This window comes from Pseudomonas sp. B21-017, assembly GCF_024749245.1.
Taxonomy (GTDB): Bacteria; Pseudomonadota; Gammaproteobacteria; order Pseudomonadales; family Pseudomonadaceae; genus Aquipseudomonas.
In genome coordinates this window covers 5,304,840-5,319,594 of record NZ_CP087194.1, presented here as the reverse complement: position 1 = coordinate 5,319,594, position 14,755 = coordinate 5,304,840, and the positions used below count along the sequence as shown (strand labels likewise).

Here is a 14,755-nt window from a genome sequence, read left to right as displayed (position 1 = left end):
CTATTCAAAAAGGAATCCGCCATGCAAGACTGGCAACGTTCGGTGATCTACCAGATCTACCCGAAGAGTTTTCACAGCCACGCCGGCAACCCCACGGGGGATTTGCTCGGCGTCGTGGCCAAGCTCGATTACCTGCACTGGCTGGGTGTCGATTGCCTGTGGATCACGCCATTCCTGCGTTCGCCCCAGCGCGACAACGGTTACGACATCAGCGATTACTACGCCATCGACCCGAGCTACGGAACCATGGCCGACTGCGAATTGCTGATTGCCGAGGCCGGCAAGCGCGGGATCAAGCTGATGCTCGACATCGTGGTCAACCACACCTCGATCGAACACACCTGGTTCCAGCAGGCCCGCAGCAGCCTCGATAGCCCTTACCGCGACTTCTATATCTGGCGCGACCAGCCGAACAACTGGGAATCCAAGTTCGGCGGTTCGGCCTGGGAGTACGAAGCCCAGACCGGCCAGTATTACCTGCACTTGTTCGACCACACGCAGGCCGACCTGAACTGGGACAACCCCAGGGTGCGCGCTGAAGTCTTCAAGATGATGCGATTCTGGCGCGACAAAGGCGTGGGCGGTTTCCGTCTGGATGTGATCAACCTGATTTCCAAACCGGCGGATTTCCCTGAGGACAACACTGACGGTCGACGCTTTTACACCGATGGCCCGAACGTCCACGAGTACTTGCAGCAGATGCACCGCGAAGTGTTCGAAGGTCATGACCTGATCAACGTCGGCGAGATGTCGTCCACCAGTCTGGAACACTGCATTCGCTACTCGCGGCCGGAGTCGAAAGAGCTGTCGATGACCTTCAACTTTCATCACTTGAAGGTTGATTACCCGAACCTGCAAAAGTGGATTCGCGCCGATTTCGATTTCCTCGAACTCAAGCGCATCCTCTCCGACTGGCAGACCGGCATGCAGGCCGGCGGTGGCTGGAACGCGCTGTTCTGGTGTAACCACGACCAGCCACGGGTGGTTTCGCGGTTTGGTGATGACGGCGAGCATCGGGTGGTGTCGGCGAAGATGCTCGGCACCGCGCTGCATTTCCTCCAGGGCACGCCGTTTGTGTATCAAGGCGAAGAGCTGGGCATGACCAATCCGGGGTTCGATCACATCGATCAGTACCGCGATGTCGAGACTCTGAACATCTTCCGGCTCAAGCGCGAGGCCGGTGCCAGCGACGCCGACAACATGGCGGCGATCATGCAGAAGTCCCGGGACAACAGTCGCACGCCGATGCACTGGAGCGCCGAGCCGAACGCCGGTTTCAGCGCTGTCGAACCGTGGATCGGGGTGCCGGCCAATGCCGCGCAAATCAACGTCGCCCACCAACTCGACGACCCGGACTCGGTGCTGCATCACTACCGTCAGCTGATTGCCCTGCGCCGCAGTGAAGCGCTGATGTCCGATGGCGTGTACCGGCAGTTGTTGCCTGAACACACGCAAATCTGGGCGTACGTGCGTGAAGGCAATGGTGAGCGTTTGCTGGTGCTGAATAACTTTTATGGCACACCGTGCGAAGTTGAACTGCCGCCGGAGGTGATCAGCGAAGCGATGGCACAACGTCTGGTGATCAGCAATTACCCGGACTGTCCGCCACAACATCGGCAGGTCTTTTTACGGCCCTATGAGTCGTTCGTTCTGCACCTGACCAACATTTAAAAACACTGTTTCGAACAACACGCAGAACACTGCGCGGGGGAGTTTTGCGCGCCGGTTTTGCTGCTTCACACAATAAAAATAATGAGGTGGTTCTTGAAAACAACAATAAATCGCAGTCTTGTAGCGGCGGGCATGTGCCTGGCGTTACCACTGTCAGCCCAGGCGCTGGAATTCGCCGGTTACTTGCGCAGCGGCGTCGGGACCTCGGTTAACAGCGGTAAACAGCAGTGTTTCCAGCTACCGGGAGCGCAGACCAAATACCGCTTGGGTAACGAGTGTGAACAGTACGCTGAACTTGAATTGCGCCAGGATCTGTACACCCTGGACGATGGTTCGGTGCTCAGCGTCGACGGCATGGCATCGCTGTATAACCAGTACGACAAGGACCTGACGTTCAACGGTGACAACGGCTCGGTGCGCATGCCGCAGATGTACGCGCAATGGTCGAACATGCCCAGCCTCAATGGTGGTTCGCTGTGGGCCGGTCGGCGTTACTACAAACGTAACGACATTCATATTTCCGACTTCTACTACTGGAACCAGAGCGCCACCGGCGGCGGTATCGAAGACGTGCTGATCGGTGATCTGAAGTACAGCTACGCCTTCTCGCGCAAGGACAACCTGTACCAGAAAGACTACATCAACCGTCACGATTTCAACGTCGCCGGCTTCAACACCAACCCCGGCGGTGAGTTGGAGTTCGGCTTGAGCTACATCGACAAGCCCGACAGCCGCGACGCTCACCGTGGCTGGGCGATCACCACCCAGCATGTGCAGAAAGGTTTCCTGGGCGGCAAGAACAAACTGGCCTTTCAGTACGGCGAAGGCCCCGGCACGGGGTTGGGCTATACCGGTAACGTGAAGCTGGACGACAGCAGTAAAAGTTATCGCGTGGTGGAGTTCTTCGACTGGCAAGTGACGCCGCGCTTCGGCGGGCAGGTCGAGGCGGTTTATCAGAAGGACATTCGCCCCGACGGCGCTGACCAGAACTGGATTTCCCTCGGGATTCGCCCGGCCTATGCGATCACCGAGCAAATCAAACTGGTGACCGAACTGGGCCACGATCAGGTCGAGGCCACAGGCGGCACGCGCAAACTGAGCAAGTTCACCATCGCTCCGACCTGGTCACCCAAGGGCCCGGAATTCTGGGCGCGCCCCGAGGTGCGTCTGTATTACACCTATGCCAGCTGGAACGAGGCGGCCAAACGGGCGGCCAATGAACTGGCGGCAGGTTCGGCGTTATCCGACACCGGTGCCTTCGGCACGGCGCGGCATGGTTCGAACGTCGGATTGCAGGTCGAGTACTGGTGGAAATAAGCGATGCTGTCGGGGCCTCGCGCTCCATCGGCACTTCAAAGAACAAAACAGCAGGTGACGTCATGGCCACACCCCAACAATTGCAACTGCTGGCACCCTTGTCCGGCGTGCTGATGCCGCTGGACCAGGTGCCTGATCAGGTGTTTTCCAGTCGCGTGATCGGTGACGGTCTGTGCATCGACCCGACCTCGTCCACCTTGTGCGCACCGCTGGCTGGAGTGATCAGCAATGTGCAGGCCAGCGGGCATGCCGTCAGCATCACCGACGACAACGGCGTGCAGGTGTTGATGCACATTGGCCTCGACACCGTGAACCTGGCCGGCAAGGGCTTCACCCGATTGGTGGAGGAAGGTCAGCGGGTTGAGGTGGGGCAGGCGCTGATCGAGTTCGATGCCGATTACATTGCCTTGAACGCCCGCAGTTTGTTGACCTTGATGTTGGTGGTCAGCGGTGAGCCGTTCACTTGGCTGACGCCTGAAACGGGCGTAGTGGAAAGTGGTCAGTTGCTGCTGAGTTTGAGTCCGTCTGAAGTAGCGGCCGATGAGCTGGAGGAAGGCGAGGCACTGTTCTCAAAACCGCTGACGCTGCCCAATCTCAATGGCTTGCACGCCCGCCCTGCGGCGGTGTTTGCCCAGGCGGCGAAAGGTTTTTCGGCGAGTATTTGTCTGCATAAACAGCAGGACAGCGCGAACGCCAAATCCCTGGTGGCGATCATGGCGTTGCAGACCGCTCACGGCGACATCGTGCAAGTCAGCGCGGCGGGCGCGGATGCCGAAGTGGCGATCAAGACCCTGGTCGAGTTGCTGGCTGCCGGGTGCGGAGAAGCCGTGACGGTGATGGCAGAGGTTGAAACGGTTGCGGCTGATGCTTCATCGCTGAAGGTGCTGCACGGCGTCTGTGCATCGGCGGGGTCGGCGTTTGGTCAGGTGGTGCAGATCGCGCAGCAGACCCTTGAAGTCATTGAATCCGGTCGGGGCGCGCAAGTTGAGCGCGAGCACCTGTCCCAGGCGTTGGCGACGGCGGTCCTGGACCTGCAGCAGTTGCGTGACCAGGCCACGGGGGACGCCCAGGCAGATATCTTCAAGGCGCATCAGGAACTGCTCGAAGACCCAAGCCTGCTGGATCAGGCCCTGGCACTGATCGACGCCGGCAAAAGCGCCGGTTTCGCCTGGCGGGCGGCCACAGAGTCGACGGCTACCTTGTTCAAAAAACTGGGCAATGCCTTGCTGGCCGAACGGGCAGCGGATTTGGCCGACGTTGGTCAACGGGTGCTCAAGTTGATTCTCGGCGTAGAGGATCAAGCGATGGAGTTGCCGGAAGGGGCGATTCTGATTGCCGAGCAACTGACGCCCTCCCAGACCGCTGGCCTGGACACGCGCAAGGTGCTGGGGTTCGCGACGGTCGGCGGTGGCGCCACCAGTCACGTGGCGATTCTCGCCCGGGCCTTCGGCTTGCCGGCGATCTGCGGTTTGCCGGTTCAGGTGCTGGCACTGGCCAATGGCACCCGGGTTTTGCTCGATGCCGACCAGGGCGAGTTGCAGCTGGATCCCGAGCTGGCCGCCATCGAGCAGTTGCAAGCCAATCGTCAGCGACAAAAGAAACGCCGGCAATATGAATTGGAAAATGCCGCGCTGGCTGCCTGTACCCGCGATGGTCATCACGTTGAAATCACCGCCAACATCGCTTCGCTGGCCGAAGCGGAACAGGCCATGACACTGGGCGGCGAAGGCGTCGGTCTGTTGCGTTCGGAGTTTCTTTATCTGGATCGCAACCATGCACCGAGCCATGACGAGCAAGCGTCCACCTACAGCGCTATCGCCCGAGCATTGGGGCCAGCGCGCAGTCTGGTGGTGCGGACCCTGGATGTCGGCGGCGATAAACCATTGGCCTACGTGCCGATGGACCGCGAAACCAACCCGTTCCTGGGCATGCGCGGCATTCGTTTGTGCCTGGAGCGTCCGCAGCTGTTGCGCGATCAGTTCAAGGCGATCCTGAGCAGCGCCGGGTTGGCTCGGCTGCACATCATGTTGCCGATGGTCACGCAATTGTCGGAGTTGCGGTTGGCCCGTCAGCTGCTTGAAGAGGAAGCGCTGGCAGCAGGGCTCACGGAACTGCCGAAACTGGGGATCATGATCGAAGTGCCGGCAGCGGCGCTGATGGCGGATCTGTTTGCGCCCGAGGTGGATTTCTTCTCCATTGGCACCAACGACCTGACCCAATACACCCTGGCCATGGACCGCGATCACCCGCGGCTGGCCAGCCAGGCGGATAGCTTTCATCCATCGGTGCTGCGCTTGATCGCCGGTACTGTGAAAGCCGCCCATGCCCATGGCAAATGGGTCGGTGTGTGCGGCGCCCTGGCTTCGGAACATCTGGCGGTGCCGTTGTTGCTGGGGCTTGGCGTGGATGAGTTGTCGGTGAGCGTGCCGCTGATTCCGGCGATCAAGGCGGCGGTTCGCGAAGTCGACCTGCTGGACTGTCAGGCCATCGCCCAGCAAGTGCTGGGGCTGGAAAGTGCCGGGCAGGTGCGCGAGGCATTGCGGCTGCACCACGAGGCGACGGTCGATACTTCACTGGTTCTGGAGAACTGAGCATGTTCGAGAAAATGCAGCGGGCGTTCTGGAAAGCGTTGACCCCGGATCTGGTGGTGGATGAGTCGAAATCGGTAGCTCAAGCCGTTTCCGGGCTGGCACCGAATGTCGTGGCCGCACTGGGCGGTGCGGATAACCTCAAGTCACATCAGCCCGTGGCGCTGACCCGGATGCGGGTGGAGTTACGGGATGTGGCGCGGATGGATCGGCAGGCGTTGACGGCGGCTGGAGTGCCAAGCGTGATGATGCTGGACGGTGGAGTGGTGCATCTGCTCACCGGTTTGCAGTGATCGTTCCCACGCGTTGCCCTTACTGTTTCTCATCCGCAGGTGTATCGTATTCGCCTTTTGCAGGCACCGCGCCTGTGGCTGATACGTGAGGTAGTTGAGTTCATGTCCTTTACCCGTCGACAAATACTCGGTGGTCTGGCCGGTCTTGTGGTGGTTGGCGTGGGGGCCGGTGGCGCGTCGCGTTACTGGCTGGGCAAGATGGCCGACGCTGAGGCCGGCCACGACTATGAGCTGATCGCCGCCCCGCTGGACGTCGAACTGGTGGCCGGGCACAAGACCGAGGCCTGGGCGTTCGGCCCCTCGGCGCCGGGCACTGAGTTGCGCGTGCGTCAGGGCGAATGGCTGCGGGTGCGCTTCATCAACCACTTGCCAGTGGCGACCACCATTCACTGGCACGGCATCCGTCTGCCGCTGGAAATGGACGGCGTGCCCTACGTGTCGCAATTGCCGGTACTGCCGGGCGAATACTTCGACTACAAGTTCCGTGTGCCCGACGCCGGCAGCTATTGGTATCACCCGCACGTGAACAGCAGCGAAGAACTCGGTCGCGGGCTGGTCGGTCCGCTGATCATCGAAGAGCGCGAGCCCACCGGTTTCAAGTACGAAAAGACCTTGAGCCTCAAGAGCTGGCATGTCGATGAAGAAGGCGCTTTCGTGCCGTTCAGCATTCCTCGTGAAGCAGCCCGTGGCGGTACGGCTGGGCGCCTGTCGACCATCAATGGCATCTCGCAAGCAGTGATCGACTTGCCTGCCGGGCAGATCACCCGCGTACGCCTGCTCAACCTCGACAACACCCTGACTTATCGCCTCAACATCCCCGGCGTCGAAGCGCAGATCTATGCGCTGGACGGCAACCCGATTGAACCGCGCCCACTGGGCAAGGAATACTGGCTCGGCCCGGGCATGCGCATTTGCCTGGCAATCAAGGCTCCGCCGGCCGGCGAAGAACTGTCCCTGCGCAACGGTCCGGTACGCCTGGGCACCTTGCGCTCAGTGGCCAATACCGACGCGCCGACCGAGTGGCCGCCGGCACTGCCCGCCAACCCGGTGGCCGAGCCAGACCTGGCCAATGCCGAGAAACTCAACTTCAATTTTGAATGGGTGGGCTCGGTGTCGGTCAACGTCGACAATGGCAAGCCGCCCAGCCTGTGGCAGATCAACGGCAATGCCTGGGATATCACCGACAAGACCTGCGCCGACCGACCGATTGCCAAGCTCGAAAAGGGCAAAAGCTATATTTTCGAATTGAAAAACATGACTCAGTATCAGCACCCGGTCCATTTGCACGGCATGAGCTTCAAGGTTATTTCTTCGAACCGGCACAAGGTTATCCCGTACTTCACCGACACTTACCTGTTGGGCAAGAACGAGCGCGCGCAAGTGGCGCTGGTGGCGGATAACCCGGGCGTCTGGATGTTCCACTGCCATGTGATCGACCACATGGAAACCGGCCTGATGGCCGCCATCGAGGTGGCGTGATGCGTCAGATACGCCCCGCGGCAATTATCGACCGCAGCCGTGATCGTGATTTCATGCGCGAAGCCCTGGCCCTCGCCGCCGAAGGCGCGGCGCTGGGTGAAGTGCCGGTGGGTGCTGTGCTAGTGCAGGACGGTGAAATCATCGGGCGCGGTTTCAATTGCCCGATCAGCGGCAATGACCCCAGCGCCCACGCCGAGATGGTCGCGATCCGCGCCGCCGCCCAGGCCGCCAGCAACTATCGCCTGCCGGGCAGTACGCTATACGTGACGCTGGAGCCGTGCAGCATGTGCGCCGGGCTGATCGTGCATTCGCGGATTGCGCGGGTGGTGTATGGCGCGCTGGAGCCCAAGGCCGGAATTGTGCAGAGCCAGGGGCAGTTTTTTACCCAGGGCTTTTTGAATCACCGGGTGCTGTACGAAGGCGGGGTGTTGGCCGAGGAGTGCGGGGCGGTGTTGAGCGAGTTCTTCAAGGCCCGTAGGGCCAAGCCAGCGGATTAGGCGGCGACAGGTAGGCCGCCTTGCCCGCGATGCTTTTACTTGCGGGCAACAATCACCGCACGCATCGGCGCCGGCAGCCCTTCGATCGTTTTGCTGTGATCATCCGGATCAAGGAAATCGCTCAACGACTGATACTTCATCCATTCCGTCCCGCGTTGTTCCTCGACCGTGGTCATGCTCACGTCCACGCAACGCACATCGCTGAACCCGGCGCGACGCAGCCACAGCTCCAGCGCCGGCACCGACGGCAGGAACCAGACATTGCGCATCTGTGCGTAACGGTCTTCCGGCACCAGTACCTGTTGTTGATCGCCTTCGATCACCAGCGTCTCCAGCACCAGTTCACCGCCCTTGACCAGGCAATCCTTCAGCGCCAGCAAATGCTCGATCGGCGAGCGGCGGTGGTAAAACACGCCCATGGAAAACACGGTGTCGAACCCTTCCAGATTCGGCGGCAGGTCTTCGAAAGGGAAGGGCAGGTGCCAGGCATTGGGCTCGGACAGGTAACGCTGTACGGCCTGGAACTGGCAGAAGAACAGCCAGTTCGGATCGACACCAATTACGCTGTCGGCCCCGGCGCCGAGCATACGCCACATGTAATAGCCGTTGCCGCAGCCGACATCGAGGATGCGTTTGCCCTTCAGGTCCAAATGTGGAGACACCCGGGACCACTTCCAGTCCGAGCGCCATTCGGTGTCGACATGCACGCCGAACAGGTCAAACGGCCCTTTGCGCCAAGGTGACAAACCCATCAGCGCGGTGCGCATTTGCGCGCGGGTTTCATCGTCGCAATCGGTGTCCAGCTTAAGGCCGTTCAACAAGTCGACTTCGCTCGGCTGGATCTTCGGCAATGCATCCAGTGCGCTCTGCCAGCGCTCCAGGTCGCCGTGACCTTTTTCCATTTTCTTGTCGAGTTGCACTTGCAGGGTGTTGGCCCATTCGGCCAGCGGAGTACCGGCCAGACGGCGGGCGAGGGGGGACAAATCAATCATGGCAAGGCAATCAACGAGGCAAAGTTAAGACACTGGAACCACGGCACGACTTTCGAGAAACCGGCGGCCAACAGGCGTTCGCGATGTTCTTCGAGGCTGTCGGGCTTCATGACATTTTCGATGGCGCTGCGCTTCTGGGCGATTTCCAGTTCGCTGTAGCCGTTGGCGCGTTTGAAGGCCACGTGCAGGTCAGTGAGCAGCGCGTGTTCTTCGGGGTCATTGAAGCGCAGCTTCTCCGAGAGAATCAGCGCGCCACCGGGCAACAGCGATTGGCGGATGCGCGCGAGCAGCGCGGTGCGCTGGTCCGGGGCGATGAATTGCAGGGTGAAGTTCAGCGCCACCACCGAGGCCGGCTGAAATTCCAGGGCAAGGATGTCGCCTTCGATCACTTCCACCGGCAGCAACTCCTGGAACATCGAGTCCTGGCCGTTGAGGTATTCGCGGCAACGCTCGACCATGGCCGCGGAGTTATCCACAGCGATGACGCGGCAGCCGTCGGTGCGCACGTGGCGGCGCAAGGCCTGGGTCACGGCACCCAGCGACGAGCCCAAATCGTAGAGCACGCTGTTTGGCTGAGCGAATTGCGCGGCGAGCACGCCGAGGTTTTCAACGATGGTCGGATAACCCGGCACCGAGCGCTTGATCATGTCCGGGAACACCCGCACCACGTCCTCGTTAAAGGCGAAGTCAGGCACCTGGGCCAAAGGCTGGGCGAAAAGGCGATCGGATTCTTTGCTCACGGCGGTTCCAGCGGTGTAGGTGGAAAAGGCCGGCATTTTAGCCAACTTGGCGCGGGGATGCGCGGGTTTGCTGATAAACCGCCGGACTAACCTCGGTTAATGCAGAGACATGCTGTTGTGGCGAGGGAGCTTGCTCGCGCTCGGCTGCGCAGCAGTCGTCATCCGGTAAGTGGGTTTTGTCTGGGAAGTTGGTGTCGCCTGGGTTGGGGCTGCTTCGCAGCCCAGCGGGAGCAAGCTCCCTCGCCACAGGATTCAGCGCGGTTCCTGGGTGAACGCCGACGCCGCAATCCCCCATTGCCCCAGCCAGTAACTCAGGATGATTACGTAAGGCGCGGCATGAAATGGCATCACAAACCGGTTAATGCCAATCACGCTGTCAGAACACACAAACGCCACCGCGCCCGCCGCTGCCAGCAGTGCCGAGCGTTTGGGTACATCGGTGCCGAGTCGGGCCAGGGCGCGCCAGAGCATGGCGCTGATGGCCAGGCCGTAGACGATCACTGGGACCAGCAGCGGCCCCAAGCCATTGGAAATCAGAATCCCCAGCAGCACGGCACCCACGCCGAAGGCGAGGATCAGCGGCAACACAGCCAGACGCCGGCAATCGCTCAAGTAAGCCTTCAGATACGCCAGATGCGCGAGCAAAAATGCTCCAAGTCCAAACACGAACAAGTCTTGTGGCCATGCCAGCAACACATCGCCGACCAAGGAGAAAATCAAACCCAGGCTGATCCAGCGTCGATACTCGGTGGGCGGTGCATCGTGCAACCAGCCGAGCAGGGCCAGCACAGGCATCGGTTTGACCAGCAGGCAGAGCAGCGCGGCATGCACGCTCAGGCCATACATAAAGGTCACCGCGCCCATCAGCGCCAGAATCAGCCAGCCCACGATCAGTTAACCGCGATGGCGCAGTCGAAGGTTTGCACCGCCGGTACTTCCGGTGCCCACGGTTGTGAGTAAGTCAGCCGCAGGCGGCCAGTGCCGGTGGCGAAGGCCTGGAAACGCCAGGTCGAGACGCCGGCACTGCCGACGATCCCGGCGTCTTCCGGGTTGCTGTAAACCTCGGGGCTGAGCGCGCGCAACACACCACCGGCTGAATCCTGGATCGCCCAGCGGTAACCCGTGGTCGGGTTGCTCGGCAGCGTCAGGATCAGGGTTTGCCCGTTGTGCAGTTTCGCCGGGCATTCGCTTTGTTTTTCCACGGTCAGGTTCTGTTTCGGTTGCGAGGCGCAAGCACTCAGCAGAGCAAGGGCGAGGGGGACAAACAGGCGAGTGGGGGACATAAGATCAGCGGCTCCGGCGTTCACGACGAACGGCGAGCATAACTGAAGATGAGACAAATTGTGACGGCCGCCCATTAGGGATGATCGGGCGCGGGAGGTGGGTAATGCCCGTCAGTCAAGTGCAGTCCATGTGGGAGCGGGCCTGTGGCGGTGCGGCATTCCGACAAGCCCCCTCGCCACAGGCCCGCTGCCAGTGGGTTTAGAGTGTGCCGAAAACTTTCTTCGCCAAACTGGTCGCCGCTGCCGCAGGGTTCTTGCGAATGGTTTCTTCCTGTTTGCCAATCATCTCGAACAACCCGTTCAACGCCTGCTCGGTGACGTAGCTTTCGATGTTGGCATTTTTCGCATCCAGCACACCCAGCGTCGCGGCTTGCCCGGCGAACGCGTTGTATTGCTGAGCCAAACCCACCTGGTCGGTGGCTTGCTTGACGATCGGCAAGAACTTGGTACGGATCTGTTCGCGGCTGGTTTTGCTCAGGTACTGAGTGGCCGAATCCTGGCCGCCGCTGAGAATCCCCTTGGCATCTTCCACGGTCATCTTCTTCACCGCATCCACCAGAATCGGCTGAGCCTGCGTTACCGCCGCTTCAGCTGCCTTGTTCATGCTGGTTTCCAGTTGATCGACCTGATCGCCCATGCCGAACTGTTTCATTTTCTTGGCGACCTTGCCCAGTTTTCCCGGCAGTTCGATTTTCACGTCCGGGTTGTTGCTGAAGCCGCCGGGTGTGCCCAGTTGTTTGACGGCCAGCTGCGCGCCTTGGGTCAGGGCGTCCTTGAGCCCGCCGGTGGCGTCTTGTTGCGACAGGTCACTGAGTGACAGTGCCAGGGCGTTGGCGCAGATCATCAAGCCTGCGCACAGGCCGGCGAAGCGAAGGGTAGGGCGGAGCATGGTGGCTTCCTTGTTCGTAAATAAGGTTGGGAACGATGTTGAAATTTAGTCGGTTTGCGCCGCCGTCGCGACTTGGTCCGCCGCATCTTCACTGCGATGCAGTGCCACCTGACGGATCGACAAGCGAATCTCCGCTGGCAGCACCCGCTTGGCGGCGCCTTCGGCCAGTTCACCCAGCAGTTCGTGGTAGCTCAGCTTGCCGGCTTCGTCGCGGCGCAGCACGTCGAGGTCCAGCATTGTCTGGATGAAATGACGGAACAGGCTCTTGTCGAAGAACTCCGGGGCGTTCAGGCCGTGGAGGATCGACAGGCGCTGGGCCATGACGGTGCACAGGTCTTCCAGTTCTTCGGCGCTGATGCTGTTCTGGCCGCTGTTGAGCAGCAGGGAAACGGTCATGTAGAAGCGCTGCAAGGTCTGGGCAATGCTTTTCGACAGCAGCGTCAGCAATACGAAATGCCGCGAACTTGGTGCCGGGCGCAGGTACACGTCCTTCTCGAAACGCAGCAGGCCTTGCTCGACGAAGGCTTCGAGCCACTGATCGATCACGCCATCGAGTTCGTCCAGTGTCCAGCGAATGAACAGCTCCGATTGCAAGTACGGGTACAGCGCACGGGTGTAGCGCAGGATCTGCTCGCGGCTCATGCGCGACGCGCTCTGGAAGAAACTCGCCAGCAGCGACGGCAACGCGAATATGTGCAACACGTTGTTGCGGTAGTAGGTCATCAGGACGGCGTTTTGTTCGTCCAGGTACAGAATCTTGCCCAGCGCATCGTTCTGCTCAGACAGCAGGTTCATGTCCTTCACATGCTCGATCAGCGCGCGGCCGTCACCGTCCGGCAGGGTGGTGTGCGGCGAGTAGGGAACCTTGCGCAACAGCGCCAGATACAAATCGAGCACCCGCGCCATGGCGCGATCGTCCAGGGCCAGGCGGCTGGTGGACAGCAGCGCCAGGGCTACCAGATTCACCGGGTTGATCGCCGCCGCTTCGTTCAGATGCTGCGCGACTTTCTCGCCAAGGCGGTTGGTGGTTTCGTTGAGCCAGGCCGGTTTGAATTGCGGGCCGTGTGCCTGTTGGCGCCAGTCTGGCTGTTCGCTGTCGAGGAACTCCGCCAGTTTGATCGGCTCACCGAAGTTCACCGCGACCTGACCGAAACGCTGTTTGAGCGCGCCGATGACTTTGAAGATGTCGAAGATCGATTCTTTCTTCTTGCTCGCGCCACGCAATTCGCCGAGGTAGGTGCGGCCTTCCAGCACGCGCTCGTAACCGATGTACACCGGCACGAACACGATCGGCATGCGCGACGAACGCAGGAAGCTGCGCAGCGTGATCGCGAGCATCCCGGTTTTCGGTTGCAGCATGCGCCCGGTACGCGAACGGCCGCCTTCGACGAAGTACTCGACCGGGAAACCTTTGGTGAACAGAGTGTGCAGGTATTCGTTGAACACCGAGGTATAGAGCGGATTGCCCTTGAAGGTGCGGCGCATGAAGAACGCACCGCCGCGACGCAACAGACCGCCGATCCCCGGCATGTTGAGGTTGATCCCTGCGGCGATGTGCGGCGGGGTCAGGCCGTTGCGGAACAGCAGATAGGACAGCAGCAGGTAGTCGATGTGGCTGCGGTGGCAGGGGACGTAGATCACTTCGTAACCCGGGGCGACCTTTTGCACGCCTTCGATGTTGTTGACCTTGATCCCGTCGTAAATCTTGTTCCAGAACCAGCTCAGCACCACTTCCATGAAGCGGATCGCGGTGTAGGTGTAGTCGGAGGCGATTTCGTTACCGTAGCGCAAGGCCTGGGCCTTGGCTTTTTCCGGGGAGATGTTTTCGCGCTCGGCTTCGTCGAGGATCGCTTGCTTGACCAGCGGCTGGTTGAGCAGGCCTTTGACCAGGTTACGCCGGTGGGAAATGTCCGGGCCGATCACCGCGGCTTTCAGATTGCGGAAGTGCACCCGCAGAATCCGCTGGGCCATTCGCACCGTGCGCTCGTGGCCCTTGTTGTGTTCGATCAGTTCGCGCAGATGGATCGGCGCCGAGAACTGCACCCGGGTCTTGCGCCCCAGCACGATGATGCTCAGCAACCGGCGCAACCGCCCGGTGACCGCCCAGCTGTCGGCGAACAGCAGCTTCCATGGGCTCGACTCGCTGTCTGGCGACTGGCCCCAGAACACGCTGACCGGAATGATCTGCGCGTCTTCGGCGGCGTTCTGGCTCAGGGCGCTGACCAGACGGGTCAGGGTCGGCGGCGCACCGCGTTTGTCCTGACGGCCGAGCCAGTCGGGATCCGGTGTCAGGTAAAAGAACGCGGCGGGCTCCACCAGCGCGCCCACTGATACCGGCAATACCGGACGGGGCAGGCCGGCCTTGCTGCATTCGGTATCGACCACGGCAAGGTCGGTCAGCGAAGGATTTTGCAGGACGTAGAACACCGGCCGGCTGCGGTCGAGGTTAAGGGTGAACGACGACTGGTTGATCGTCTCTGAGCGAACCCAGAGGTACAGCAGTCGGCGCAGGGTGCCAAACACAAGACGGCGGAACGGGGAACGGGTCATACGGCTTCTGCGTGAGTGAATAAAACCGAGCGTTTGCTCGGGCGGGCGTAGGGGGCTTTCTCAATTGGTTTCCACGCCGCGTTGTCGCCTTAAAGCGAGCCAGGCAAGGCGCAGGCCGCTGGGAATGGTTGTTCCCTTTCCAAGGCCTGCAACGCAGGCTGGCCCGCTTTAAGGCACAACCCGAAGGGCCGGGCCTGCTGTTGTGCAGGGCTGCGTTGCTCGAAGCTTATTTGGAATGACCAAACCACGCTTCTCGCGCCTTGCCCTGCACAACAGCAGACCCGGCGCGGTGTGGAAACCAATTGAGAAAGCCCCCTAGTGTGCCGGATTCATCGAAAATCGGCAAAAAAGCAGCGAAGTAAACTCCTGTTGAGAGTTTTTGCACCTGTCATATACTCGGCGGTCTGTCGCCGGGGCCCTTCAATGGACGTCGGATGCAGGCTGGCGTTCCTCAAG

Annotated in this window: 12 protein-coding genes; 6 read left to right on the top strand and 6 right to left on the bottom strand. The window is 60.8% G+C overall.

Going from position 1 to position 14,755, the window contains the following annotated elements:
• Positions 1 to 21 precede the first annotated feature (21 nt).
• The 6 genes from treC (at position 22) to tadA (ending at position 7,845) form a co-directional block, all read left to right on the top strand.
• Entirely contained in the window at positions 22 to 1,671 is a 1,650-nt protein-coding gene (gene treC / locus LOY28_RS24110; RefSeq protein WP_258612648.1) for an alpha,alpha-phosphotrehalase, read from the top strand.
• Positions 1,672 to 1,764: 93 nt separating this feature from the next.
• Entirely contained in the window at positions 1,765 to 2,988 is a 1,224-nt protein-coding gene (locus LOY28_RS24105; protein ID WP_111454290.1) for a carbohydrate porin, read from the top strand.
• A gap of 62 nt (positions 2,989 to 3,050) precedes the next feature.
• Positions 3,051 to 5,579: a phosphoenolpyruvate--protein phosphotransferase gene (gene ptsP / locus LOY28_RS24100; protein WP_258612647.1), complete on the top strand. Its 2,529-nt coding sequence runs from the start codon at positions 3,051 to 3,053 to the stop codon at positions 5,577 to 5,579.
• Between the two features lie 2 nt (positions 5,580 to 5,581).
• On the top strand, positions 5,582 to 5,869 hold the full coding sequence (locus LOY28_RS24095; RefSeq protein WP_258612646.1) for a PTS transporter subunit EIIB: 288 nt from the start codon (positions 5,582 to 5,584) through the stop codon (positions 5,867 to 5,869).
• Positions 5,870 to 5,971: 102 nt separating this feature from the next.
• On the top strand, positions 5,972 to 7,348 hold the full coding sequence (locus LOY28_RS24090) for a multicopper oxidase family protein (RefSeq protein ID WP_258612645.1): 1,377 nt from the start codon (positions 5,972 to 5,974) through the stop codon (positions 7,346 to 7,348).
• Complete coding sequence (gene tadA, locus LOY28_RS24085; RefSeq protein ID WP_018927040.1) at positions 7,348 to 7,845, top strand: tRNA adenosine(34) deaminase TadA; 498 nt, start codon at positions 7,348 to 7,350, stop codon at positions 7,843 to 7,845. Before LOY28_RS24090 ends, tadA begins: the two co-directional genes overlap by 1 nt.
• A 35-nt stretch (positions 7,846 to 7,880) precedes the next feature.
• On the opposite strand, the gene cmoB is transcribed toward tadA, so the two are convergent.
• The 6 genes from cmoB to plsB form a co-directional block, all read right to left on the bottom strand.
• Positions 7,881 to 8,837, bottom strand: a complete 957-nt coding sequence (cmoB, locus tag LOY28_RS24080; protein ID WP_018927039.1) for a tRNA 5-methoxyuridine(34)/uridine 5-oxyacetic acid(34) synthase CmoB — start codon at positions 8,835 to 8,837, stop codon at positions 7,881 to 7,883.
• The gene (gene cmoA / locus LOY28_RS24075; RefSeq protein ID WP_018927038.1) at positions 8,834 to 9,613 is read right to left on the bottom strand and encodes a carboxy-S-adenosyl-L-methionine synthase CmoA; all 780 of its coding nucleotides are present in this window, start codon (positions 9,611 to 9,613) and stop codon (positions 8,834 to 8,836) included. The genes cmoB and cmoA overlap by 4 nt, the downstream gene beginning before the upstream one ends.
• Positions 9,614 to 9,829: 216 nt before the next feature.
• A complete protein-coding gene (locus LOY28_RS24070) occupies positions 9,830 to 10,465 on the bottom strand; it encodes a lysoplasmalogenase (RefSeq protein ID WP_258612644.1) in 636 nt (211 codons plus the stop codon).
• Between the two features lie 2 nt (positions 10,466 to 10,467).
• Positions 10,468 to 10,860, bottom strand: coding sequence for a protease inhibitor I42 family protein (locus tag LOY28_RS24065; RefSeq protein ID WP_018927036.1), 393 nt, complete (start codon positions 10,858 to 10,860; stop codon positions 10,468 to 10,470).
• 199 nt (positions 10,861 to 11,059) lie between these two features.
• Complete coding sequence (locus tag LOY28_RS24060; RefSeq protein WP_007940472.1) at positions 11,060 to 11,749, bottom strand: DUF4197 domain-containing protein; 690 nt, start codon at positions 11,747 to 11,749, stop codon at positions 11,060 to 11,062.
• Positions 11,750 to 11,794: 45 nt separating this feature from the next.
• Positions 11,795 to 14,299: a glycerol-3-phosphate 1-O-acyltransferase PlsB gene (gene plsB, locus LOY28_RS24055; RefSeq protein ID WP_258612643.1), complete on the bottom strand. Its 2,505-nt coding sequence runs from the start codon at positions 14,297 to 14,299 to the stop codon at positions 11,795 to 11,797.
• Positions 14,300 to 14,755 lie beyond the last annotated feature (456 nt).

Bases quoted from the DNA above. Each gene is read 5' to 3' on its own strand.
- treC (WP_258612648.1), top strand. From the start codon at position 22: ATGCAAGACTGGCAACGTTCGGTGATCTACCAGATCTACCCGAAGAGT.
- ptsP (WP_258612647.1), top strand. From the start codon at position 3,051: ATGGCCACACCCCAACAATTGCAACTGCTGGCACCCTTGTCCGGCGTG.
- LOY28_RS24095 (WP_258612646.1), top strand. From the start codon at position 5,582: ATGTTCGAGAAAATGCAGCGGGCGTTCTGGAAAGCGTTGACCCCGGAT.
- LOY28_RS24090 (WP_258612645.1), top strand. From the start codon at position 5,972: ATGTCCTTTACCCGTCGACAAATACTCGGTGGTCTGGCCGGTCTTGTG.
- tadA (WP_018927040.1), top strand. From the start codon at position 7,348: ATGCGTCAGATACGCCCCGCGGCAATTATCGACCGCAGCCGTGATCGT.
- cmoB (WP_018927039.1), bottom strand. From the start codon at position 8,837: ATGATTGATTTGTCCCCCCTCGCCCGCCGTCTGGCCGGTACTCCGCTG.
- cmoA (WP_018927038.1), bottom strand. From the start codon at position 9,613: ATGCCGGCCTTTTCCACCTACACCGCTGGAACCGCCGTGAGCAAAGAA.
- LOY28_RS24065 (WP_018927036.1), bottom strand. From the start codon at position 10,860: ATGTCCCCCACTCGCCTGTTTGTCCCCCTCGCCCTTGCTCTGCTGAGT.
- LOY28_RS24060 (WP_007940472.1), bottom strand. From the start codon at position 11,749: ATGCTCCGCCCTACCCTTCGCTTCGCCGGCCTGTGCGCAGGCTTGATG.
- plsB (WP_258612643.1), bottom strand. From the start codon at position 14,299: ATGACCCGTTCCCCGTTCCGCCGTCTTGTGTTTGGCACCCTGCGCCGA.